The sequence below is a fragment of the Streptomyces stoeckheimensis genome (assembly GCF_045822005.1).
GTDB classification, from domain to species: domain Bacteria; phylum Actinomycetota; class Actinomycetes; order Streptomycetales; family Streptomycetaceae; genus Streptomyces; species Streptomyces stoeckheimensis.
The window spans coordinates 5,328,918-5,352,633 of record NZ_CP169550.1 but is presented as its reverse complement, the minus strand read 5'-3'; the positions used below and the strand labels follow the sequence as shown (position 1 = coordinate 5,352,633).

Annotated in this window: 20 protein-coding genes and 1 tRNA gene; 6 read left to right on the top strand and 15 right to left on the bottom strand. The window is 70.0% G+C overall.

The annotated features are described in order from the left end of the window. Positions 1-20: 20 nt before the first annotated feature. The 4 genes from ACE1OC_RS24450 to ACE1OC_RS24435 all read right to left on the bottom strand — a co-directional run bounded on the left by ACE1OC_RS24450 (position 21) and on the right by ACE1OC_RS24435 (position 3,669). Positions 21-188: a hypothetical protein gene (locus ACE1OC_RS24450; RefSeq protein ID WP_407838813.1), complete on the bottom strand. Its 168-nt coding sequence runs from the start codon at positions 186-188 to the stop codon at positions 21-23. A 78-nt stretch (positions 189-266) separates the two neighbouring features. After that, positions 267-1,151, bottom strand: a complete 885-nt coding sequence (locus ACE1OC_RS24445; RefSeq protein ID WP_407838812.1) for an SDR family oxidoreductase — start codon at positions 1,149-1,151, stop codon at positions 267-269. After that, on the bottom strand, positions 1,148-2,095 hold the full coding sequence (locus ACE1OC_RS24440) for an alpha/beta fold hydrolase (RefSeq protein ID WP_407838811.1): 948 nt from the start codon (positions 2,093-2,095) through the stop codon (positions 1,148-1,150). Before ACE1OC_RS24440 ends, ACE1OC_RS24445 begins: the two co-directional genes overlap by 4 nt. Continuing rightward, the gene (locus ACE1OC_RS24435) at positions 2,092-3,669 is read right to left on the bottom strand and encodes a flavin-containing monooxygenase (protein ID WP_407838810.1); all 1,578 of its coding nucleotides are present in this window, start codon (positions 3,667-3,669) and stop codon (positions 2,092-2,094) included. The genes ACE1OC_RS24440 and ACE1OC_RS24435 overlap by 4 nt, the downstream gene beginning before the upstream one ends. Before the next feature lie 219 nt (positions 3,670-3,888). On the opposite strand from ACE1OC_RS24435, the gene ACE1OC_RS24430 reads away from it, so the two are divergent. Next, positions 3,889-4,566 carry a MerR family transcriptional regulator gene (locus ACE1OC_RS24430; RefSeq protein WP_407838809.1) on the top strand — a complete coding sequence of 226 codons (678 nt, stop codon included), beginning with the start codon at positions 3,889-3,891 and terminating at the stop codon, positions 4,564-4,566. Here the strand turns inward: ACE1OC_RS24430 and ACE1OC_RS24425 are convergent. Continuing rightward, positions 4,548-5,351 carry an exodeoxyribonuclease III gene (locus ACE1OC_RS24425; protein WP_407838808.1) on the bottom strand — a complete coding sequence of 268 codons (804 nt, stop codon included), beginning with the start codon at positions 5,349-5,351 and terminating at the stop codon, positions 4,548-4,550. The two genes, ACE1OC_RS24430 and ACE1OC_RS24425, sit on opposite strands and share 19 nt — an antisense overlap. A gap of 38 nt (positions 5,352-5,389) precedes the next feature. Between ACE1OC_RS24425 and ACE1OC_RS24420 the strand changes: the two genes are divergently transcribed. Continuing rightward, complete coding sequence (locus ACE1OC_RS24420; RefSeq protein ID WP_407838807.1) at positions 5,390-5,890, top strand: GNAT family N-acetyltransferase; 501 nt, start codon at positions 5,390-5,392, stop codon at positions 5,888-5,890. A 142-nt stretch (positions 5,891-6,032) separates the two neighbouring features. Next, positions 6,033-7,472 (top strand): polysaccharide deacetylase family protein, encoded by a 1,440-nt coding sequence (locus tag ACE1OC_RS24415; RefSeq protein ID WP_407838806.1) that lies wholly within the window; start codon positions 6,033-6,035, stop codon positions 7,470-7,472. Between the two features lie 80 nt (positions 7,473-7,552). Here the strand turns inward: ACE1OC_RS24415 and ACE1OC_RS24410 are convergent, their stop codons facing one another. Together ACE1OC_RS24410 and ACE1OC_RS24405 are read right to left on the bottom strand one after the other, a co-directional pair. Next, a complete protein-coding gene (locus ACE1OC_RS24410; protein ID WP_407838805.1) occupies positions 7,553-9,394 on the bottom strand; it encodes a glycosyltransferase in 1,842 nt (613 codons plus the stop codon). After that, positions 9,391-10,662 carry a nucleotide sugar dehydrogenase gene (locus ACE1OC_RS24405; RefSeq protein ID WP_407838804.1) on the bottom strand — a complete coding sequence of 424 codons (1,272 nt, stop codon included), beginning with the start codon at positions 10,660-10,662 and terminating at the stop codon, positions 9,391-9,393. The genes ACE1OC_RS24410 and ACE1OC_RS24405 overlap by 4 nt, the downstream gene beginning before the upstream one ends. Positions 10,663-11,104: 442 nt before the next feature. Here ACE1OC_RS24405 and ACE1OC_RS24400 point away from each other — a divergent pair, with 442 nt between their 5' ends. Then, positions 11,105-12,523, top strand: a complete 1,419-nt coding sequence (locus ACE1OC_RS24400) for a cellulose binding domain-containing protein (protein ID WP_407838803.1) — start codon at positions 11,105-11,107, stop codon at positions 12,521-12,523. 134 nt (positions 12,524-12,657) lie between these two features. Here the strand turns inward: ACE1OC_RS24400 and ACE1OC_RS24395 are convergent. The 7 genes from ACE1OC_RS24395 to galU all read right to left on the bottom strand — a co-directional run bounded on the left by ACE1OC_RS24395 (position 12,658) and on the right by galU (position 18,039). Next, positions 12,658-12,731, bottom strand: a tRNA-Ala gene (locus ACE1OC_RS24395). A 78-nt stretch (positions 12,732-12,809) separates the two neighbouring features. Then, entirely contained in the window at positions 12,810-13,826 is a 1,017-nt protein-coding gene (locus tag ACE1OC_RS24390; protein WP_407838802.1) for a hypothetical protein, read from the bottom strand. Between the two features lie 157 nt (positions 13,827-13,983). After that, positions 13,984-14,613, bottom strand: a complete 630-nt coding sequence (locus tag ACE1OC_RS24385; protein WP_250737533.1) for a GNAT family N-acetyltransferase — start codon at positions 14,611-14,613, stop codon at positions 13,984-13,986. A gap of 17 nt (positions 14,614-14,630) precedes the next feature. Beyond that, positions 14,631-15,155 (bottom strand): MogA/MoaB family molybdenum cofactor biosynthesis protein, encoded by a 525-nt coding sequence (locus ACE1OC_RS24380; RefSeq protein ID WP_407841666.1) that lies wholly within the window; start codon positions 15,153-15,155, stop codon positions 14,631-14,633. A gap of 56 nt (positions 15,156-15,211) precedes the next feature. After that, positions 15,212-15,715, bottom strand: a complete 504-nt coding sequence (gene moaC, locus ACE1OC_RS24375) for a cyclic pyranopterin monophosphate synthase MoaC (RefSeq protein ID WP_243335354.1) — start codon at positions 15,713-15,715, stop codon at positions 15,212-15,214. Between the two features lie 73 nt (positions 15,716-15,788). Next, positions 15,789-17,132 carry a gephyrin-like molybdotransferase Glp gene (glp, locus tag ACE1OC_RS24370; protein WP_407838801.1) on the bottom strand — a complete coding sequence of 448 codons (1,344 nt, stop codon included), beginning with the start codon at positions 17,130-17,132 and terminating at the stop codon, positions 15,789-15,791. A 4-nt stretch (positions 17,133-17,136) separates the two neighbouring features. Further along, positions 17,137-18,039, bottom strand: coding sequence for a UTP--glucose-1-phosphate uridylyltransferase GalU (gene galU, locus ACE1OC_RS24365; RefSeq protein WP_274553115.1), 903 nt, complete (start codon positions 18,037-18,039; stop codon positions 17,137-17,139). Between the two features lie 92 nt (positions 18,040-18,131). Between galU and ACE1OC_RS24360 the strand changes: the two genes are divergently transcribed. After that, on the top strand, positions 18,132-18,743 hold the full coding sequence (locus ACE1OC_RS24360) for a 5-formyltetrahydrofolate cyclo-ligase (RefSeq protein ID WP_407838800.1): 612 nt from the start codon (positions 18,132-18,134) through the stop codon (positions 18,741-18,743). Between the two features lie 9 nt (positions 18,744-18,752). On the opposite strand, the gene ACE1OC_RS24355 is transcribed toward ACE1OC_RS24360, so the two are convergent. Beyond that, entirely contained in the window at positions 18,753-21,587 is a 2,835-nt protein-coding gene (locus tag ACE1OC_RS24355; RefSeq protein WP_407838799.1) for a penicillin acylase family protein, read from the bottom strand. Positions 21,588-21,895: 308 nt separating this feature from the next. Between ACE1OC_RS24355 and ACE1OC_RS24350 the strand changes: the two genes are divergently transcribed. Beyond that, entirely contained in the window at positions 21,896-23,389 is a 1,494-nt protein-coding gene (locus ACE1OC_RS24350) for a potassium/proton antiporter (protein ID WP_407838798.1), read from the top strand. Positions 23,390-23,716 lie beyond the last annotated feature (327 nt).

Below are 23,716 nucleotides of genomic sequence, written 5' to 3'. Positions count from 1 at the left end.
CTACGCGTTGCTGGGTACCGCTACTTGTCGAATTTCTCGGCGGTCCCGCCGAAGGAGTCGCGGGCCCTGTCCTTGGCCTGGTCAGCCGCCTGCGAGGCCCGCTCCGAGACCTCGTCCTGCTTGCCGGAGGCCTTCGCCCGCTCCGCGAGTTCCTTGGCCTTGTCCTGGAACTGGTCCTTGATGCCCATGTGTCCTCACTCCTGCAACGGTGTTCGGTAAGGGGAACCCGACCAGTCTCGCCCAGATGGACATTCAGCGCATTCCGGTCAGCCGTTCCGGCTGCGCTCCTGCTCGTCCGCGGCCCCGCCGGCCCCCACAAGCCCCTTGGAAACACTGGCCAGTCGCGGTTCGAACCGCTTCATCTCGCGCTGCCCGACTGCCGAGATGATCCCGGGCAGGTACCCGCGGACCCCCTGCATGCCGCGCAGCCACCACTGCGCGTAGACGTGCGCGGAACGCCGCTCGATGCCCGCCACGATCCGGTCGACGGCCGGCCCCAGCGGGTACGTCTGGTTCGACGGCCACGGCAGCCGCTGGCGCAGTTCGCGCATGACCTCGTCCTGGTCGGCGCCGCGCACCATGTCCGTGTCGGTCCAGGACAGGTAGCCGACGCCCACCTTGACCCCCTTGTAGCCGACCTCGGCGCGCAGGCAGTGCGCGAAGGCCTCGACCCCGGACTTGGAGGCGCAGTAGGCGGTCATCATCGGCGCCGGGGTGATCGCCGCGAGGGAGGCGATCTGCAGGAAGTAGCCGCGGCTCTCCATCAGTACGGGCAGGAAGGCGCGGGCGGTGACGGCGCCGCCGATGAGGTTGACCTCGATGACCCGGCGCCAGGCGTCGGGGTCGGAGTCGGCGAAGGGCCCGCCGGAGGCGACGCCGGCATTGGCGACGACTATGTCCACCTTGCCGAAGCGCTGCTTGACCTCCTGCGCGACCCGGGCCATGGCCTCGTGGTCGGTGACGTCGGCGTACCAGTGGTCGCTGTCGGTGTGCAGCCGCCCGGAGACCTCCTTGAGGGCCTCGGGCTCCAGGCCCACGAGGGCCACCTTCGCACCGCGGGCGGACAGTTTGCGGGCGAGCAGCTCGCCGACCCCGCGCGCGGCCCCCGTGACGACGGCGACCTGTCCTTCCAGACTCCTGCGAGCACTCACGGGGTCTTCTCCTTTGCGGGTTCGTTGACGTCGGATCGGCTGACGTACACCTCGGCGAGCTCGCGCACGGCGGCGGTGACGGCCTCCGGGGCCTCGATCGGGCTCATGTGCCCCACCCCGGTCAGTTCGGTGAGCCCCACGCAGTTCGGCAGCGCGGCCGCCAGCCCCCGGGCGTGCACGATCGGTGTCAGCCGGTCGCTCTTGCCGCCGATGACGGCGGTGGGCACGGTGAGCGCGGCCAGCTGCGCGTCGAGGTCCAGGGAGGCCAGCACCCCGGACCAGGCGTGCCGCACCGGAGTGGGGCAGGCGTGGACGATCCGCGCGCAGGCCTCGACCTTGTCGGGCGCGGAGCCGGGGCCCATCGTGGCGTACTTCAGCACCTTGCGGGCGACGGGGGTGACGGGCCCGAGCGGGGCCCGGGATCCCAGGACCGCCCCGGTGATACGGGTCCTCGCGCGGCCGGCCCGCCACGGCAGGACCTGCGACTCCTCGACCAGCCGGGCGCTGCCGGTGCTGCACAGCAGCGCGGCGGCGACGTACTGGGCGAACTCCGGCCGGGCAGCGGCCGCCATGACGGTCATCCCGCCCATGGAGTGGCCCGCGACGACGGCCCTCTCGCCGGGGGCGAGGGTCGCCCCCAGGACCGCGACGAGGTCGTCGGCGAGGGCTTCGGTGCCGTAGCCGGACACGGAGCCGGCGGGGCTGCGGCCGTGGCCCCGCTGGTCGTAGGCGATGACCCGGTGCCCGGTGGACAGGGCCCGTACCTGCGCGGCCCAGAAGGCGGTGGAACAGGTCCAGCCGTGGGCGAGCACGACGGCCGGGGCTCCGTCCTCGCCGTGCACCTCGACGTGCAGGCGCGCACCGTCGGCGGAGGTGGCGACCAGCTCCCGCCGGGCGGCGGGCGGCGCGTACGGCCCGGCGGTCACGTGCGTCAGCCGGCTCACGCGGCCCCCTCCTCAGCGGCAGATCCAGCCCCGCCGGAGGCGAACTCAGCCCCGCCGACGGCAGCCACCCGCTCGCGCTCCCGGTGGCGTACGACCTCGTACTCGCTCAGGTCCACGCCCAGGGTCTCCTTGCGGAACTCCCCGGTGGTGCCCGGCCAGACCGTGGTGTTGCGGCCCTGCGCGTCCAGGTACCAGCTGGTGCAGCCGCCGGTGTTCCACACGGTCCGCTGCATGCGGGTCTGGACCTGCCGGTTCCAGGCGTTGACCGCGGACGGCCGCGCGGCGAGGGCGACCTTCCCGCCCAAGAGGCCGAGCTGGCGCATGTAGTCCGCCATGTAGTTCAGCTGCGATTCGATCATCAGGATCATCGAGCTGTTCCCGAGCCCGGTGTTCGGCCCGATGATCGTCATCCAGTTCGGGAAGCCCGCCGCGGTGGCCCCGCGCAGGGACTGCATCCCGTCCTTCCAGACCTCGGCGAGGGTCTTGCCGTCCACGCCCACCACCCGGTCGGCGATCGGCATGTCCGTGACGTGGAAGCCGGTGCCGAAGACGATCGCGTCGGCCTCGGTCTCGGTCCCGTCGGCCGCGACCAGCACCGAACCCCGGATCTCCTTCAGCCCGGAGGCCACGAGGTCCACGTTGGGCCGGGCGAGCGCCGGGTAGTACTCGCTCGACAGCAGGATCCGCTTGCAGCCGATGCGGTACGAGGGCGTCAGCTTGGCCCGCAGCTCCGGGTCCTTGATCGAGCGCGCCATGTTCGCCTTGGCGAGGGACTCGATCAGCCCGAGCTGGTTGGGCCGCTTGGTGAAGGCGCTGACCTGGAGTTCCCTGATCCCCCACAGCAGCCCGCGGCGGGCCGCCCGGGTGAAGGGGAGCTGGCGGTGCAGCCAGCGCTCCACCGAGGTGATCGCCCGGTCGGTGCGCGGCATCACCCACGGCGGGGTGCGCTGGAAGAGGGTGAGCCGGTCCACCTCGGGCGCGATGGCGGGCACGATCTGGATGGCGGAGGCGCCCGTACCGATCATGGCCACGCGCTTGCCGCGCAGGTCGTAGTCGTGGTCCCAGCGGGCCGAGTGGAAGACCTTGCCGGGGAAGCCGGCGAGTCCGGGTATCTCCGGCATCTTCGGGTCCGACAGCGGCCCGGTGGCGGAGACGACCACGTCGGCGGTGAAGTCCCCGGCCGAGGTCTCTATCTCCCACCGCATCGCGTCCGCGTCCCACCGCATCATCAGGACTTCGTGGTTCAGCCGGATGTGGCGGCGCAGTCCGAAGGTGTCGGCCACGTGCTCCAGGTACTCCCTGATCGCGGGCTGGCCGGAGAACGTGCGGGGCCAGTCGGGATTGGGAGCGAAGGAGAAGGAATACAGGTGGGAGGGCACGTCGCAGGCGCACCCGGGGTAGTTGTTGTCCCGCCAGGTGCCGCCGACGGAATCGGCGCGCTCCAGGACGACGAAGTCCGTGATCCCCTCGCGCCGCAGCCGCACCGCGGCGCCCAGCCCGCCGAACCCTGACCCGATCACCGCCACGCGTACGTGTTCGCGTTCCTGCTCGCGCCCGTCCATGCCACCGCCCATGCCAGCCACCTTCGGATGCCGATGCCAACGCCCATTCAGATGCTGCCAGCAATCACTGGCACAATCGGGAGAGTAGAGCAGCCCCGTACTCATGGGTAGGGGTCGCGCCGGGAAAGTTACCGGGAGTACGCCCTAGGCTGCGCACGTGCCGCACAATGCGACGCAGGACGCGGCACACCCCCCATCCGAACCGCAGAAGCGACAGGGGCAAGGACCACAGTGCGCGAATACCGCACGGAAGAGCTGGCCGAGGCCGCCGGCATACCCGTACGCACCCTGCGCTTCTACCGTGAGCGCAAGCTCCTGCCGCCGCCGCGCCGCGAGGGCCGCATCGCCTGGTACGACGACCAGCACCTGGCCCGGCTGCGCACCATCGCCGCCCTGCTGGAGCGCGGCCACACCCTCGGCGGGATCGCCGAGCTGACCGTCGCCTTCGAGAACGGCCGCGACGTCGGCCAGCTGGGTGAGCTCCTGGGCATCGACCGGTCCGAGGAGACCCCGGTCCGCCTGACGCCCGAGGCCCTCGCCGACTACTTCGAGGGCGAGGTCACCCCGGAGAACCTGGCGGCCTCGCTCGACCTCGGCTACCTCGCCACCGACGGCGAGGAGATCGTCCACGTCAGCCGCCGGCTCCTGGACGTCTCCTCGGCCCTGGTCCGCGAGGGCGTACCGCTCTCGGCCGTCCTGGAGGCGGGCCGCCTGGTGCGCGAGCACGCGGACGCGATGGCGGCCCTGTTCGCGGACCTCATCTCCACCCACATCTCGGAGGAAGCCGTCCCGCGGCTGCGCCCCCTGGCCAAGAGCGTGGTCGAAGCGGAACTCACGATGGCCATGGAGCGCCTGCGCCCGCCGGCCGCGGACCAGGCGGCTCAGGTGCCTCAGACCCCGAGCTCGTAGACCACGGTCACGGGCGCGTGGTCCGACCACCGCTCGGGGTGCGTCTCGGCCCGCTCCACGAACGCCTTGACGGCCTTGGCCGCCAGCCCCGGCGTCGCCACCTGCAGGTCGATCCGCCAGCCGGCGTCGTTGTCGAAGGCCCGCCCGCGGTAGGACCACCAGGAGTACGGCCCCTCGGTGTCCGGGTGCAGGCTCCGCACCACGTCCACGTACCCGGCGGTGTCGTACACCTTCCCGAGCCACTCGCGCTCCTCGGGCAGGAAGCCGGCGTTCTTCCGGTTGGTCTTCCAGTTCTTCAGGTCGGCTTCCTGGTGGCAGATGTTCCAGTCACCGCAGACGACGACCTCGCGCCCGTCCGCGGCGGCCCGCGCCTTGAGCTCCTTCAGATAGCCGAGGAACTCCTCCATGAACCGGTACTTCTCGTCCTGCTTCTCGGTCCCGGCCTCCCCGGAGGGCAGGTAGAGGCTGGCGACGGTCACACCGGGCAGATCGATCTCCAGGTACCGCCCGCTGTCGTCGAACTCGTCGCTCCCGAATCCGACCTGCACCCGCTCCGGCTCCCGCCGCGTGTAGAGCGCGACCCCGGCCCGCCCCTTGGCGGCGGCCGGAGCGAACACGGTGTGCCACCCCTCGGGCGACCGCACCTCCTCCGGAATCTGCCCCTCCTCGGCCCGCACTTCCTGCAGGCAGACGACGTCGGCATCCGACCCGGCGAGCCACGGGGAGAACCCCTTCTTGGCGGCGGCGCGGATCCCATTCACATTCACGGAGGTCACGGAGAACATCCCTGCACGATAGCCGGAGCGTTCCGTAGGCTGTTCCGATGTCTCAGGAGATCCAGCTCCGCGCCGTGTCGTACGACGACCCGGACGCGGTCAAGCTCAACGACCAAGTACAGATCGAATACCAGGAGCGCTACGAGGGCGAGGGCGACGAAACGTTCCTCGACCCGGCGATGTTCGTCCCGCCGAGGGGCCTCTACCTCCTCGCCTACGACGCTTCGGGCGCACCGGTCGCCAGCGGCGGCTGGCGCAGCCACGAGGCGAACGACGAGGGCTACGCCGACGGCGACGCCGAGCTCAAGCGCATGTACGTGATCCCCGAGGCCCGCGGCCTGGGCCTGGCCCGCCGCATGCTCGCCGCCCTCGAAGCGGACGCCCGCGCGGCCGGCCGCCTGCGCATGGCCCTGGAAACCGGCGACCAGCAGCCGGAAGCCATCGCCCTCTACCTCTCCGAGGGCTACACCCTGACGGACGCCAAGTTCGGCCACTACCGCTTCCACGACTCCAGCCGCTGCATGACGAAGCCGCTGAACCCTGCGTAACCGAACCCGGAAGATCCCGCCCGGCCTTCCGGACGGACGGGAATCCGACCACTGTCCACTTTGGGGGAGTCCCGTGCGCCGTGATCAATCCATATCCGGAGCCTCTGCAGGGTCCGACACGTCCCGTCATCCGCCGGATCCGGTGAGCCGGCGTTCCGCGCTGCGTCTGGCCGGCAAGGGTGCGCTCCTCACGGCCGGCGGCGCACTGCTCACCGTGCCGGCGCAGCCCGCCACGGCCGGCGCGGGGGCCGGTGAGATGAGCGTCACGGGCGGGCAGCTGGCCGAGGGCCTGACGACTCCGTCGTTCGCGCCGACGGGCCGCCGCCCCAAGTACCGGCGGGCAACGTGGTCCCAGCAGTTCCAGGCGCAGCACGGCTGGACTCCGGCTGGTGCCGGCACGGCTTCGTCGGACGTGAACGACACGGCGTCCTTCGTCCGGGGGACGCAGTCGGTGCGGGTGACGACGAACGGCACGGGCAAGCAGTCGTACGTACGCAAGGTCGGGCTGCCCGCGATGGACCTGACCGGAAAGATGATCAGACTCGTCTTCCGTGTGACGGACGTGGCCCACCTGGCCAAACTGGATTTCTATGCGGGCAGTGGCTCCCTGGCGAACCACTTCGTCTGGCAGTTCCACGCCCACTCCAAGACGTCGGCCAATTACGTCCAGTCCGGGGAGTGGGTGACCGTCCATCTCCAGTGGGCCGACATCGCCGGCGCCTCGGGTGCCTACTCGATTTCGCCCTCCGGTGTGCCGTCCACGAGAACGGGCATCACCGATCTTTCCTTCGCGGCGTACGACGACTCGGCCGGCCAGGTGACCTACCACCTCCAGGCCGTCGAGCTGGTTCCGGACACCAGCTCGGTCTTCCCGAACGGCGCGGTGTCGATCACTTTCGACGACTCCCACAAGTCGATCCACGACTTGGCGCGGCCCGCGATGGACGCCCACGGATACTCCGGCACGGTCTACAACATCGCCGATGCGATCGGCACCAAGGACTTCCTCACAATCGACCAGATGCGGTCGATGCAGGACACGTCCGGCTGGGAGATGGCCGGTCACTCGTACGCGACCGCCACTCACACGGCGAGCTACCCCAAGCTCACGGCGCAGCAGGCGGACGACGACTTCCGTCGCCTGCGCGAGTGGCTGGTGTCCAACGGTTTCACCAGCGAGCACTTCGCGTACCCGCACGGGGCGTTCCAGAAGACGTCCGACGGCGTCCCGGTCGACCTGCTCGCGAGCCGGCACTTCAGCACGGCTCGCTCGATCATCTCCGAGACGATCGAGTCGTACGCCCCGGCCATGCCGTACCGCCTCAAGGCACTCACCGGTATCAATGACGGTGCGGGGATCGGTGGTACGCAGCTGTCGAAGGTGACGGGCCTCGGCGGCAAGCTGGACCGCTGTGCGAAGAACGGTGACTGGCTCATTCTCTGCATGCACAAGATCGTCGAGGGCGCCCCCGCATCCAGCACGGAGATCAGCCGGAAGGGTTTCGACGCGATGATGAAGGAGATCGACGCCCGCGGGATCCCCGTGGTGACCGTCGCGGAGGCGATGCAGTACTACACCTGAGCCCGGCCGCGCCGCGCATGCGAACAGGGGCGGTCCGCACCGAGAGTCTCGGTGCGGACCGCCCCTGTTCGCATGCGCGGCTACCGGCCGCCCTGGTCCCGGAGCCAGTAGGGATCGATGGAGTGGTCCTGGGCCTGACCGCCTTGCGCCGGCCAGCCGAGCCACTCCTCCTGCCCGTTGCCCTGCGGCTGCGGGTACTGCTGATGCTCCGGTTCCCCGTACTGCGGCTGACCGGCCTGCTGCTGGAAGCCGACGGCCCGCGGCTGGACCGGTTCCTGGTTTCCCCAGGAGACCGGCTGCTGGGGGACGGGGGCGTTCCAGCCGGCCTGCTGCCGCCCCTCGGCCTCGCCCCAGGCCGGCTCCGCAGCGTACTGCGGTGTGACGTGCGCCTGGAGGACGGCCGTCTGCTGCGGTGCCACGGCCTGGTGGGACTGGGTGAGCCGGTTGAGCGCCTTGCCTCCCAGGCGCATCATCTGCAGCGTCTCGGTCACCTTCGGGCTGGAGTACGGGTCCTCCTCCTCCCACACGGAGGCGACCTCCCCTTCCTGGCCGCCCGCCACCGAGACCTCGACACCCGCCTGCCGCGTGCCCCAACTGCCCTTGTGCAGGGTGAACAGGGCGTAGAAGCGCAGCGGTGTGAGCAGCGTCAGCTGGATGACACCGTAGAGCGGAGCCAGCAGGAACATTCCGAACCGCTTGACCAGCCCCATCCCGCGGCGCGGGAAGTCGAGATAGCGGACGTTGCGCAGGTACCCCATGAGCACCATGAACATGAGGTAGTCACCGATGTGGTTGACGAACCTCTCCGGGTGCATGATCGGCAGGATGACCATGGAGTAGAACATGGCCGAGCCGAAGACCAGCCACAGCATCAGTTCCATGGTCGTCAGCCAGAACGCGGGTCGCCACTTCTTCTGCTTGCGGAACGCCCACAGCGACTCGCGGAAGAACGACTTGTTCCAGCGGACCTGCTGGCGCAGGAAGTGCGGCAGCTTCTCCGGCACCGCGGTGTAGCCGACCGCGGTCTCCTGGAAGACGACCTGGCCCTCGATGAGGCAGTAGTTGGTCATGCGGCGGTCGTCGCCGAACACCGCGGGCTTGCCCAGGAACTGCTGGTTGAGGAAGTCGTCGAGGTACTTGCGCACCAGCGTGCCGCGGTAGACGGACAGTGCTCCACAGCAGCAGAGCACGGACTTCAGCCGCGAGTAGGCGGCCCGCTCGAAGAGGAACGAGTTGCCGTACCGCAGATCCTGCAGGCGCGTGAAGATGTTGCTGTCGTGGTTGAGGGCGAGGACCATGCCGGTCGAGGCCATGATCTTCTCGTCGGCCATGGGCAGCAGCAGTTCGCGGACGGTGTCCCGGGACAGGATCGTGTCCGAGTCCACGCACAGGAAGAGGTCGGTGTACGGAGCCGCCACGAAGCCGCGGGCGAGCGCCTCGCGCTTGCCCTTGTTCTCCGGCTGCACGCTGACGGTGTACTTCACCCCGCGCGCCTCGAACTCGCGGCGCATCTTCTTGGCCGCACGGATGCCGCCGGGGTCCGCGCTGCAGTCGTCGATGATGTGGACCTCGTTGGGGAGCCGGCTCTGCGCGAGCAGGCTGCGCATCCCCTGCTCGAACATCACGGGGTCCTCGTTGTAGATCGGGATGACCGCCGTGACCCAGCGGCTCTCCAGGTACTCCAGCTGCGCCTGGTCGGCCTTGGCCGGCCGGTAGAACAGCGCCCCGAACATCTTCAGCGACAGCAGGCCCAGCGCGCCGAGCGAGTAGAGGTGCAGCGAACCGGTGTCGAGCCGGGTCGCGATCAGCGCGGCGAGGCCCGCGAAGACGAAGTAGGAGACCTTCAGGTGTCTGCGCTTGCGGTGCTTCTGGTGGCCGCCGGAATCGACGGCACCCGCCACATAGGTGTCCCGGGTGGTCACAGCTTGACCACGCAGGGGTGCGCCTCGGACTTGCCGCTGGTGTCGAAGAGCGCCTGGGCGCGGTCGGCGAGCAGGCCGAGCTCGATCTCCCGGTGGGGCTGCAGCAGGATGGTGAGGTCCGCCTCCTCGGCGCCCGCGAGGTAGTCCTCGACCCGCTCGACACGCAGCCCGTCCACGGTCCACTCGTCGACGCGCGGGTCGAAGTAGACGAGTTCGGCACCCTTCGCGAGCAGGTTGTGCGCCACGGCCCGCGCGGGGCTCTCCCGCTGGTCCGAGATGTCCGGCTTGTAGGTGACGCCGAGCAGGAGGACGCGCGCGCCGCGCACGGCCTTGCCCTGGTCGTTGAGGAGGTCGGCGGCCCGGGCGACCACGTGTACGGGCATTCGCTGGTTGATCTCCTGAGCCAGTTCCACGAAGCGGAACGGGATCCCCAGCGACCGCACCTTGTACGAAAGGTAGTTGGGGTCGATCGGTATGCAGTGGCCGCCGACTCCGGGGCCGGGGAAGAACGGGGCGAACCCGAACGGCTTGGTGGAGGCGCAGTGGATCGCGTCCCAGAGGTCCACGCCGATCTCCCGACAGAACATCGACATCTCGTTGACGAGGGCGATGTTCACATGCCGATAGGTGTTCTCGAGCAGCTTGGCCATCTCGGCCTCGCGCGTGCCCTTCGCCTCTACGACCCGCCCCACGAAGCGCTCGTAGAGCCCGCGCGCCGCCTTGGTGCAGTCGGGCGTGACGCCTCCGACCACCTTGGGCGTGTTCTCCAGGCCGTACGTGGGGTTGCCCGGGTCGATGCGCTCGGGCGAGAAGGCGAGGTGGAAGTCCTGGCCCGCGCGGAGGCCGCCGGCTTCGAGCCGGGGCCGCACGACCTCGTCAGTGGTGCCCGGATACGTCGTGGACTCCAGGACGACGAGGGTGCCCGGGGCGAGGTGGGCCGCGATGTCGTCCACCGCGGCGTCCACCGCTCCGAGATCAGGGGCACCGTGCTCGGTCAGCGGGGTGGGTACGCAGATGACGACCGCGTTGGCGTCGGCGATGACGCCCGCCTCGTCGACGGCCCGGAACCCCCGGCCGAGCATCGCCTCGACATCGGAATCGGTGATGTCGTCGACGTGTGAACGACCGGCGTTCAGACCGTCGACGACACGTCGGCTGCGGTCGAGGCCGACCACTTTCAGGCCGGCCGCAGCGGCTGAACGGGCGAGCGGCAGCCCTACATACCCGAGCCCGACCACCACGAGATCGATATTTTCAGTCTTGTTCACAAAAATCATTCCCCGCCCCAGCCCCCGCCGCGGACGCCATGGTCCACCCGGACGACGGCACAAACCTGAATTGGTCAAATAGGGTCTGAATGCTAACAACAGATTTGCAACCGAAATAACTGCCCGGATCGGTGTTTCATCTCACTCGATCCCGCGTACAACCGTAGGCCCGGTTCGACTGTCTCGGGCCCTTCACCTCCCCCGCCTCGGCCGCGAAACCCCCTGGCCCGACTGGCCCTTGAAGGCCGGACCGATGGGCCGTACGACATGACGGACCTTCTTCCGCACACAGAGTGAAGTCTTGGGGTTAAGATCGCCGCAATTCACTCACGCGTTGTGCTCATCCGGGCGATCCAGGCGATCGAACGAGCCCCTCAGCGCGGCCGAAACCCCCTGCCGAGGAGTTTTTCCCGTGTCGACAGACCGCCGTACCTCTCCCCCTATGCAGCGCCGCCGCATCTGGCAGCCGATCGGAGCACTGCTCATAGCGGGCACTGTCGTCGGCGGTGGCATTGCGTTCTACTCGACGGGGAATCCGACAAAAGAATCGGACCCCTCTGAGATTATCGTCCGATACCGCACCGATACTGTTTCGGAAGATTTGGTGAAGCCTTCACTTGAGGTTTTCAACACGTCCAAGGAGCCGGTGCCCTTGGGTGACGTGCGGCTTCGGTACTACTTCACCGCGGACACGGACACCCCGTACGCCTTCAACTGCGTGCAGGCCGCGGCGGGCTGCTCCAAGGTCACCGGAACCGTCGTCGCCCTGGACAAGCCCACCGACACGGCCGACCACTACCTGGAGGTCGGCTTCACCGCGGACGCAGGCACCCTCGAACCGGGCGCGAACAGCAACGGCATCGACCTGCAGCTCTACCGTGCGGATCACGGGAAGTTGAAGCAGTCGAACGACCGCTCCTTCGACGGGGGCAAGACCACGTACAAGGAATCGAAGACCGTCACCGCCTACAAGCGCGGCGCTCTCGCGTGGGGGGAGGAACCCGAGGGCGGTGCCGCGGCAGCCCCGGGCGGGGCCACCGGCTCCCCGCCGGCCCCGGCGATCCCGGCGATCCCGGCCGGGGTCATGTTCGACGACTTCAACTACCGCGGTCCTCAGGACCCCGCGCTCTTCAAGCACGGCTGGCTGGTGCGGACCAGCAAGGGTGGTCCCGGCATCGCGAACACCTGGTCCGCGGACGGGATCAGCTTCCCACCCTCTCCGGACGCCCTGGGCGCGCAGGTGCTCCAGCTGCGCGCCCAGACCGACGGCACGCCGGCCGGTACCCGGCAGGCGGCTCTGGGAACGCTGAAGCAGAAGTTCCGCACCGGCACGTTCGCCGCACGGATCCACTTCAGCGACAAGCCCACGAGCGGCAGGAACGGCGACCACGTCAACCAGACCTTCTTCACCATCGGCGGTAGCGGCTCGAAGTACAGCGAACTGGACTACGAGTACATGCCCAACGGCGGTTGGGGTGCACCTGGCCCCAAGCTGGACACCACGAGCTGGCACGACGCCGACAAGAACGACCGCGTCACCAGCAAGTCGGAGAAGAGCCTGGAAGGGTGGCACACGGTCCTGCTCACGGTGACGGACGACTCGGTCACCTATCAGGTCGACGGCCGGAAGCTGTTCACCAACAACAAGAAGTACGCCCCGCGCGCCGACATGTCGGTGCACTTCAACACCTGGTTCGTGGACCTGCCGTTCAAGGGGGACCGCGCGTGGGACATGCAGATCGACTGGGTCTACTACAACGCCGCGGGCGGCCAGTCCACGCAGGAGGTCGAAGCCGCTGTGAAGGGGTTCAGCGACGGCGGTCGGCGCTACTTCGACACGGTGTCGGCGCCGGCTTCCTGATCGGCCGTCCCCTTGAGGTCACCGGCGCTCCGCCGGTGACCTCAAGGACGCCACAAACGCCGAGATCCCGCCCAGTCTTTCGACTGAGCGGGATCTCATGACGTTCTCGGGAGCAACCCGTGAACTGTCGTTTGTGGACCTGTGGGGATTTGAACCCCAGACCCCCTCGATGCGAACGAGGTGCGCTACCAGACTGCGCCACAGGCCCTTGCGACGTGTGAAACATTAGCATCCCCTCGCGGGTGCTCCAAAATCGGTATCGGGGAGCGTCCGCGCAGGTCATCGATCACTCGTTCGCGGCGCGCGGGCGCTCGTCGCCCTCGTACTGGTCGAAGAGGGGCGTACGGGCCGCGTCGCGCGGGCGGGGGCGGGGCGACGGGGTGGACGGCTGGGCGCGCAGGCGGGGTTCCGTCGGCTCGGCCGTGCTGGAGCGGGTCGCGCTCCAGGGGTCCGGGGTCGCCGGGCCGGTGGCGCGCGGGGCGACCGGGGCCGTCACGTACGTCGGCAGCGGCACCGGGACGGGCTCCCAGCTGTCACCGCGGGCGGGTCCGCGCTCGCGTTCGCGCTGCTGGTCCACCCACTCGGCGTGGTCGGTCTGCTCGACCAGAGCGCGCCGGCCGGCCTCCTGCGGGGAGACGGGTGGCGCAGGGTCCGGGTCGGAGCTCGCGGCCTCGGTGCCTTCGGAGTGGCGTCGGCGCTGGTGGTTCTCGCGGAGCCGGCGGGCGGCCGCCTCGGCGCGCCGCCGGTCCATGGTGAACTCGTAGCGGCGCCGCTCCTGGACCCGCAGGTGCACGATGTACGTGCTCAGCAGCAGGGCGGGGACCGCCGGGGCCCACAGGTACTGGAGTCCGCCGACGGCGGCGGCGACCGCGCCGAGGGTGAAGATCAGGAAGAGCAGCGCGGTGGTGCGCCGGCGGCGGGCCAGGACGACGAGGCGCTGCTCGCGGCGGGCCCGCTCCGCGCGGTCGGCCCGCTCGGAGGCGGCCGATCTCTGCTCGGACCGGGTGGGCGGGGGCACGACGACGGCCCGGGCGTCGGCGGCGTCCACGGATTTCACCGTTTCCGTCGCGGCGTCCGGGTCCGCGGGGGGCTGGGGCTGCGCCTCCTCGTCACCGCGCTCACGCAGCCCCTTGGCGTAACGGCGCTCCATTCCCGCCCGGCCGGAAAGCAGCCGGATGGCGGTGGAGAAGCGTTCCGTCGGACGGGCTTCGTTCAGCTCGTCCTGCCTCCGGAGCCACATGGGCACCAAGTAGGCGGCCCAGGCCCCGACGATGACTGCGTAGATGAGGCCGCTGCTGCTCACACCCCACACCGTAGAGGGGCGCGGCCGGGGGAATCCGCCAATTGGGACGGCGTGTCGCACGATCTCGCTGATATCACGGACTTTTTTTGTGATTCTTCGGATCAGGTTATGGGCGAATCGGTCATCGAGCGAAGGAATTCGAACAAATATCGGATTTCTATTGTTCCGGCAGCTGCCCCGGCTCGGCGGGGCCGTGCGGATGGCGTTCGCGGTGCCAGCGGCGCAGCAGCCCCTCCCGCGCCTCCTCCGCCGTCAGCGCGTACACGAGGTGATCGCGCCAGGCCCCGTCGATGTGCAGGTACCGCGGGCGCAGACCCTCCTCGCGGAAGCCGAGCTTCTCCACCACCCGCCGGCTCGGACCGTTCTCCGGGCGGATGCACACCTCGATCCGGTGCAGCCCGACCTTGCCGAAGCAGTGGTCCACCGCGAGCGCGACCGCCGTCGGCATCACTCCGCGGCCCGCCACGTCCCGGTCCACCCAGTAGCCGACGTGGCCCGCGCACATCGAGCCCCAGGTGATCCCGGCGACCGTCAACTGGCCCACCAGACGCCCCTGGTACTCGACGACGAACGGCAGCATGCGCCCCGCGTTCGCCTCCGCCCGCAGATGGCGCACCATCTGGCGGTACGTCGGCCGCTGGATCACCGGCCCCCAGGGCGCGGGCGGCGGGATCGTCGCCTCCCACGGCCGGAGCCAGTCGCGGTTGCGGCGGTTGACCTCGCGCCAGGCGGCCTGGTCCCGGAGCTTTATCGGCCGGAGCGATACATCGCCGTCCGTCAGCACCACCGGCCAGGAGGGGCCGTTCAGCTCGCGCTCCCCGGCGGTCTGCCCTCGGGACGAGGGTGGTCGCCGCCCCGGATCTGGTCGACGGCGTGCAGCAGGACCCGGGACAGGACCGCGAGCCCGTCGCGGACCCCGCCCGTGGAACCGGGCAGGTTCACGATCAGGGTGCGGCCGGCCACGCCCGCCAGCCCCCGGGACAGGGCCGCGGTGGGCACCTTCGCCAGGGACTCGGCGCGGATCGCCTGCGGGATGCCCGGGATCTCGTAGTCCAGGATCCGGGCGGTGGCGTCGGGGGTCCGGTCGGTCGGCGAGATGCCGGTGCCGCCGGTGGTCAGGATGACGTCGTACCCGGCGGCCACGCCCTCGCGCAGGGCCGCCTCCACGGGGTCACCGTCGGGGACCACGCGCGGGCCGTCCACCGCGAAGCCGAGCGCGCTCAGGCCCTCGGCGAGCACCGGGCCGCCCTTGTCCGCGTACACGCCCTGCGAGGCCCGGTTCGAGGCCGTGACGACCAGCGCGCGCAGCGCGGGGGCCTGGGAAGTCACCGGCTCCGGCTCAGGGGCGTGGGCGTGGCTGTGGACCTCGCCGCCGCGCGGGGCGTTCACGAGCGCGCCCAGTCGCCGGACTTGCCGCCCGTCTTCTCCTCGACCCGCACGTCGGTGATGACCGCGCCCTTGTCGACGGCCTTGACCATGTCGATGACGGTGAGCCCGGCGACCGCGACGGCGGTCAGCGCCTCCATCTCGACGCCCGTGCGGTCGGTGGTCTTGACGGTGGCGAGGATCTCGACGGCGTCGTCGGTGACCTTCAGGTCCACCTTCACCCCGGAGACGGCCAGCGGGTGGCACAGCGGGATCAGGTCGGGGGTCTTCTTCGCCCCCATGATCCCGGCGATCCGCGCGGTGGCGAGGGCGTCGCCCTTGGGCACGCCCTCGCCCCGCAGCAGTTCGATCACCCGGGGAGAGACGAGCACGCGCCCGCTGGCCCGCGCCGTCCGGGTGGTGACGTCCTTCGCCGAGACGTCGACCATCCGGGCCGCCCCGGCCTCGTCGATGTGCGTCAGCCTGGTGCCGGCGGCGCCGCCGGCGCTGCTCTGCGTACTCATATCTGCGTGCCGCTCCCGTCCGGGCCCCGCAAGGGCCTGTGTGGTGCAACACGCTACCCGCATCGGGCGGACCTCAGCCGAGCAGGACCACTTCCAGCTCGGCCCCGGGCTCCACCGAGGTCACGTCCTCCGGTACGACGATCAGCGAGTCGGCGTGCGCCAGCGCGGCGATCAGGTGCGAGCCCGCTCCACCGACCGGGCTCACCGTGCCGCTCTCGGCGTCGTACTTCCCGCGCAGGAACTGGCGGCGGCCCGCCGGGGAGCCGACGGCCTTGTCCGACTCGAGCACCGCGCGCACGCTCGGCCGGCTGACCTCGGAGGCGGGCAGGCCCATGAGGGCGCGGATCGCGGGGCGCACGAACAGCTCGAAGGAGACGTAGGAGGAGACCGGGTTGCCGGGCAGGGCCAGCAGCGGGGTGTGGTCGGGGCCGATGGTGCCGAAGCCCTGGGGCTTGCCGGGCTGCATCGCGAGCTTGCGGAAGTCGATGCCCGCGCCGTCCACATCGTCGTCGCCGGTGGCGACGGCGGTGAGGGCCTCCTTGACCACGTCGTACGCGCCGACGCTGACCCCGCCCGTGGTGACGAGCAGGTCGGCCCGGATGAGCTGGTCCTCGATGGTGGAGCGCAGGGTGTCGGCGTCGTCGGCGACGGCGCCGACCCGGTAGGCGATGGCTCCGGCGTCCCGCGCGGCGGCGGCCAGGGCGAAGCTGTTGGAGTCGTAGATCGTGCCGGGGGCCAGGGCCTCGCCGGGCTGGACCAGTTCGCTGCCGGTGGACAGGACGACCACGCGCGGGCGCGGACGCACCCGTACGGTGCCCCGCCCGATGGCGGCCAGCAGGGCGATCTGCGGCGGCCCGAGGACCGTGCCCGCGGCGAGCGCCAGGTCCCCGGCCTGTACGTCGCTGCCGCGCGCGCGGACGTGCGCCCGGGCCTCGGCGGCACGGTGGACGCGCACCTCGCCCGCGGCGCCCTCGGGCGACTCGCTGGCGGGGGTCATCCCGGAGGCGGCGCCGCCGCCCGTGCCCCCGTCGGTCCACTCGACCGGTACGACGGCTTCCGCGCCGGGGGGCAGCGGGGCGCCGGTCATGATGCGGGCGGCCTGGCCGGGGCCGACGGTCGGCAGCTCTCCGCTGCCGGCCGCCACGTCCCCGATGACCGTCAGCACCGCGGGGAACTCCTCGCTGGCGCCCTGGACATCGGCGGTCCGGACGGCGTACCCGTCCATCGAGCTGTTGTCGAAGGGCGGCAGGGCGACGGGCACGGTGACGTCCTCGACCAGGACGCAGCCCTGGGCGTCCAGCAGCTGGAGCTCGATGGGCTCCAGCGGCCGGACCGTACCGAGGACGTCCGCCAGGTGCTCGTCCACCGACCAGAGGCGCTGGGAGTGACCGTCCTGCGGTGCGTCGGGCTTGCTCAAGGTCCTACATCTCCTCCGTGACGTAATGGTGAAGCCAGGTGCGGAACTCCGGGCCCAGGTCCTCACGCTCGCACGCGAGTCGGACGATGGCCCGCAGGTAGTCCCCGCGGTCTCCGGTGTCGTAGCGGCGGCCCCGGAAGACCACGCCGTGCACCGGGCCGCCGACGGTCTCGTCGGCGGCCAGCTTCTGCAGGGCGTCGGTCAGCTGGATCTCACCGCCGCGGCCCGGCTCGGTCTCCCGCAGTATGCCGAAGATCGCCGGATCGAGTACGTATCGTCCGATGACCGCGTAATTGCTGGGTGCGTCCGCGGCGTCCGGCTTCTCCACGAGACCGGTGATGCGGACCACGTCCGCCTCGTCGGTGGGCTCGACTGCGGCGCAGCCGTAGAGGTGCACCTGGGAGGGGTCGACCTCCATCAGCGCGACGACGGTGCCGCCGGCGCTCTGCTGGATCTCCGTCATCCGGCGCAGCAGGGGATCGCGGGGGTCGATGAGGTCGTCGCCGAGGAGGACGGCGAAGGGTTCGTCGCCGACGTGCGGCTCCGCGCACAGCACGGCGTGGCCCAGGCCGCGGGGGTCGCCCTGGCGGACGTAGTGCATGGTGGCCAGGTCGCTGGACTCCTGGACCTTCTTGAGCCGGTCGTCGTCGCCCTTGGCGATGAGCGCGGACTCCAGCTCGTAGTTCCGGTCGAAGTGGTCTTCGAGAGCACGCTTGTTACGGCCCGTGATCATGAGAATGTCGTCGAGACCGGCCGACACGGCCTCCTCGACGACGTACTGAATGGCCGGCTTGTCCACCACAGGAAGCATTTCCTTGGGTGTGGCCTTGGTTGCGGGAAGGAACCGAGTGCCGAGGCCCGCGGCCGGGATGACGGCCTTTTTGATCACGGGGTGCAACTGAGTCATGAGCGGAACGATAGTCGCTCGTGCTGTGAGCCACGTGTGCTTCAGATGAACATGATCAGGTATACCCCCATAGAAAGTGATACGAGCCAGCCGTGACAGAGAACCAGCCTTCGAGGGCCAAGACGGAGCTGCGCCGGGAACTCCTCGCGGCCCGCCGCGCCTTGTCCGACGACACCCTGCGCACGACGGCCGAAGCACTCTCCCGCTCGGCCCTGGAGCTACCCGAACTCGGCTCCGCCCACACCGTGGCCGCCTACGTCTCCATCGGCTCCGAACCCGGCACCCGCGAGCTGCTCGACGCCCTGCGGGCGGCCGGCACCCGGGTGCTGCTGCCCGTCCTGCTGCCCGACAACGACCTCGACTGGGCGGCGTACGAAGGCCCCGGCAGCCTGGCCGAGGCCGCGCACCCGGGGAAGATGCGGCTCCTGGAGCCCGCCGGTCCCCGTCTCGGCCCGGAGGCGGTGACCGGCGCCGACGCCGTCCTGCTGCCCGGACTGGCCGTGGACCGGCGGGGGATGCGGCTCGGACGGGGCGGAGGCTCGTACGACCGGGTGCTGGAGCGGCTGGAGCGCGCCGGGGCGCGTCCCGCGCTGATCGTGCTCCTCTACGACGACGAGGTGGTCGCGCGGGTCCCGGAGGAACCGCACGACCACCCCGTCCGGGCGGTGGCCACCCCGTCGGGGGTGATCCGCTTCAGCGTTTAGACCCTGCGGTCAGGAGCCCTCGGGCCGGAGGGTCAGGGTGTCGGCCGTGGCCTTGTCCACGGCTTCCTTCCCGAAGGGCCAGTCCAGCAGTTCGCCCTTGGCCCACAGCGTCGTCTGGTCCGTGTAGTGGTCGTGGTACGCGTGCCCCGAGGCGCCCGTCAGGTTGATCCAGCGGGACTTGTCGAAGTCGGCGAGGTTCACGACCATCCGCATCGACGGCACCCAGGTGACCCCGTACCCGCTGGAGGCGTTCCAGCCGGTCGCGTTGACGGTGGCCTCGCCGCCGCCCAGGTTCCAGGGGCCGCGGTTGAGGAGCCACTGGAGGTAGCCGGGGCCCTCGGTGCCGATCGTCTGGTTCTTCAGCATCAGCTGGTGCATGCGGCCCCAGCTCCAGGTCGACTGGTCCTTGCCGAGCTTGGCGGTCAGCTCCCAGCGGGCGTCCTTCATGGCCCGCGCGAACAGCTGGTCGCGGGTGGTGGTGGCGGCCACGGTGCGGCCGACGGCGGGCGACTGCCACCAGGCCGAGTTCTCGTCCTTGACCAGGCGGCGGACCACCTCGAACCAGCGGTCCCCGCCGTCCGGCTGCGCCGAGTCGGAGCCGCGCTCACCGCATTCGCGGACCATCTTGGCGAGGTCGTCGGCCGGGCCGGTGGTCTGCTCGGGGACGTTCATGCAGCTGCCCTCGACCCGCAGCTCCTTGGGCAGCTTGTCGCCGAAGGCCAGCTTGAGGATGTTGCGCCAGACCGCGTTGAAGTACGCGGCGGCCGCCGAGTCGGGCTCCTGGGTGTAGTTCCAGCCGTCCAGCAGCTTCTGCGCGGAGCGGACGTCCGGGTCCGAGACGTCGAGCTTGGCCAGCATCGGGGTCAGCAGCGCGGCGATCTCGCTGCTGTTGTCCATCTGCATGGTCCGCATGTCGTCGGTGGAGATCTTCCCGCTGTCCTTGATCTTCGCCTCGATGAGGTCGTTGATCCGCTGGCTGCGGGCGCCGTAGCCCCAGTCGGTGGTCAGCACGTACGGGTACTTGCCCTGGCCGCTCTCGGCGACGGCCTGGTTCGCGGTCACGATGAACCCGCGGTCCGGGTTGTAGGCCCACGGCATCTCGTCCTGCGGGACATAGCCGGCGTTGCCGTCCTTGCCGCCCTTCCAGGCGTACTTGGAGTCCCAGCCGGGGGCGGGCATCTTGCCGTCGCCGGTGGTGCGGATCGGGATGCGGCCGGGGGCCTGGTAGCCGATGTTGCCGTTGGGGCCCTTGTTGTCCGCGTAGATCAGGTTCTGCGAGGGGACCTCGAAGTCGCGGGCCGCGGTGCGGAAGTCCTGGAAGTTCTTGGCCCGGTTGATCTTGAAGACGGCGTCCATCGACTTGCCCGGGTCCAGCGCGGTCCAGCGCAGGGAGACCCCGTAGCCGTTGCCGCGGTCGGGGGCGGCGCTGTTCACGGGGGCGCGGGCGCCGACCGTGGCGATCTCGTCGCTGCGGTCGGAGATCAGCGGGCCGTTGTTGGTGGACCGGACGGTGATCTTCTTCTCACCGCCGCCGGCGATCTTGATGACCTCTTCGCGGGTGGTGAAGGGGAGCACCTTGTTGTCGTAGACGTAGCCCTCGGGCTTGACCTGCTCCAGGTAGAGGTCGGTGACGTCGGCGCCGAGGTTGGTCATGCCCCAGGCGATGTCGGCGTTGTGGCCGATGACCACGCCCGGCATGCCGGAGAAGGTGTAGCCGGCCACGTCGTACTGGCACGTGGTCGAGGCCGCCCGGCAGTGCAGGCCCATCTGGTACCAGACCGAGGGCAGCTGCGGGGAGAGGTGCGGGTCGTTCGCGAGCAGCGGCTTCCCGGTGGTCGTGTACTTGCCCGCGACGACCCAGGAGTTCGAGCCGATGCCGCTGCCGGCCGGGCCGAGGATCGCGGGGATCTCGTCGAGGGTGTCGGCCAGCGCGCCGAGCTGCGTGCGCAGCCCCACGGTGGCGCCCTGGGCGGTGGCGTTGCCGGCCAGCCCGGTCAGCGGCTCGGCGCCGCCGGTCTGGGCGGAGGCCTGGGAGCCGGTGGCGCCGCCGGAGCCCACGGGGCTGCCGGAGCCGGGACCGGCCGCGGGGGTGTACTTCCCGCCCTTGACGGTGCCGCCCTCGACGATCGGACGGTTCCGGTCGAAGGGGTACGGCGGGTAGAGGTCGTCGATCTGGGTCTGCGAGAGCTTGCCCGTCATCAGCGCACGGTCGATCTCGTCCTGCATGTTGCCGCGCAGGTCCCAGGCCATCGCCTTGAGCCAGGCCACCGAGTCGACCGGGGTCCACTGCTCGGGCTGGTAGGAGTCGCTGAGCTTGAGGGCGGCGTGCTCGACGGAGAGGTCCTTGCCGGACTTCCCCTTCAGGTACGCGTTGACCCCGTCGGCGTAGGCCTGCAGGTACTTCTTCGTCTCGGCCGACAGCTTGGTGTCGTACTCCTGCTGCGCGACCTGGCGCCAGCCGAGCGTGCGCAGGAAGGCGTCCGTCTCGACCTGGCCGGCGCCGAACATCTCCGAGAGACGCCCGGAGGTCATGTGGCGGCGTACGTCCATCTCCCAGAACCGGTCCTGCGCGTGCACGAAGCCCTGTGCGCGGAAGAGGTCCTCGTCGGAGTCGGCGTACAGCTGGGGGATTCCGTTGGCGTCGCGCTTGACGTCGACGGTCCCGGTCAGGCCGGGCACCTTGAGGGAGCCGGTGGTCTGCGGGAACGAGGCCCGCACGCTGTCCACGCTCCAGTACGCCCCGTACCCGAGGCCAGCGAAGAGCGCCAGCACCAGGACGAGCACGATCAGACGGGCGCGTCGTCCCTTCTTCTTGACGGAAGGGGCGGTTTCGTTGGCGGGCATCGCTGTCCTTAGAGGGGCAGGGTGGTCCTGGGAGTGCTGGGAGCAACCATAGGCGCAGGACCGGGTGCGTTGATCCGTCAGGGGTCGAGCTCATGACGACAGGTCATGAGGACAGAGCCCCTCAGGCGTTTCACAATGTGGCTATCGAGTAAAGGGCGCGTCAAAGATTAGGTAAGGTAACGAAGTACTTGCCGTCCGTGCCCCTGCCGGAACGATGCGTCAGTCCGACGCGCCTCGTTCCGTCATCGCAGGCACGTCGAGGAAAGGGCCGCCCGCTGACTGTCCACACGCTGAATGAGCTCCTGCTGGTGTGCTCGCTCGTGCTGCTCGTCGCCGTGGCGGCGGTACGCGTCTCTTCGCGCAGCGGCCTCCCCAGCCTGCTCATTTACCTCGGCATAGGTGTTGCGATAGGCCAGGACGGCATCGGCAACGTCGTGTTCGACAACGCCGAGCTGACCCAGGTGATCGGCTATGCCGCGCTCGTGGTGATCCTCGCCGAGGGTGGTCTGGGCACGAAGTGGAAAGAGATCAAGCCGGCCCTGCCGGCCGCGATCGTGCTGTCGCTGGTCGGCGTCGCCGTCAGCGTGAGCGTGACCGCGGCGGGCGCGCACTACCTGGTCGGACTCGAATGGCGGCAGGCCCTGCTGATCGGCGCGGTCGTCTCCTCGACCGACGCCGCGGCCGTCTTCTCGGTCCTGCGCAAGGTCCCGCTCCCCTCCCGGGTCACGGGTGTGCTGGAGGCCGAGTCCGGCTTCAACGACGCTCCCGTCGTCATCCTGGTCGTGGCCTTCGCGACCGTCGGACCGGTCGACGAGTGGTACGTCCTCATAGGCAAGATCGCGCTGGAGCTGGCGATCGGCGTCGCCATCGGCCTGGCGGTGGGCTTCCTGGGCTCGTACGGGCTGCGGCACGTGGCACTGCCCGCCTCGGGCCTCTACCCGATCGCGGTGATGGCGATCGCGATCACCGCCTACGCGGCCGGCGCCATGGCGCACGGCTCCGGCTTCCTCGCGGTGTACCTGGCGGCGATGGTGCTCGGGAACGCGAAGCTCCCCCACTGGCCCGCCACCCGGGGATTCGCGGACGGGCTCGGCTGGATCGCCCAGATCGGCATGTTCGTCCTGCTGGGCCTGCTGGTCACCCCGCACGAGCTGGTGCACGACTTCTGGCCGGCGGTGATCATCGGGCTGGTGCTGACGATGGTGGCCCGGCCGCTGGAGGTCTTCGTCTCCCTGCTGCCCTTCCGGCTGCCCTGGCAGGAGCAGGCGCTCATGTCCTGGGCGGGCCTGCGCGGGGCCGTGCCCATCATCCTGGCGACCATCCCCATGGTGTCCGGGATCGAGGGCAGCGAGCGGGTCTTCAACATCGTCTTCGTCCTGGTCGTCGTCTACACCCTGGTCCAGGGGCCGACCCTGCCGTGGCTCGCGCGCAAGCTGAAGCTGGGCAACAGCGACGAGACCGCCTCCGACCTCGGGATCGAGTCGGCGCCGCTGGAGAAGCTGCGCGGGCACCTGCTGTCCTTCGCGATCCCGCCCGCCTCGCGGATGCACGGCGTCGAGGTGAGCGAGCTGCGGCTGCCGCCGGGGGCTTCCGTCACGCTGGTCGTACGGGACGCGCGCAGCTTCGTACCGGCGCCGTCGACCGTGCTGCGGCGCGGGGACGAGCTGCTGGTGGTGGCCACGGACCCGGTGCGGGACGCGGCGGAGGCGCGGCTGCGGGCGGTGGCCCGGGGCGGCAAGCTGGCGGGCTGGCTGGGGACGGGCGGGGACCAGGGCCCTGCGAAGCGCCCCAGGAAGGGCTAGAGCGCCGTTAGAGCGTCGCTCTAATTCAGTATTTTCGATGACTTTTGTCCACATTCACCCCTGTTTGAGTGGGGCTTGAATGCGAAATTCCAGTTAATCGCAGGTGAAGACACGCCTTGTAGCCCGAATCACAGGGTGTATCGGTCGATCTACCTGTACGATTAAGGAACAACACATCGAACCAACTCTGCCTGACGCAGAGCTGGCGCGACCGCAAAGCGGCCGTGGCACCCTCCCGCAGTGGGCGCCCAGGTATCACTCGGTTTTGCGCAAGAGGACAGCTCTCGGGGCTCCCACATGTACGGGTGCGATCGCTCACAAGGCGCC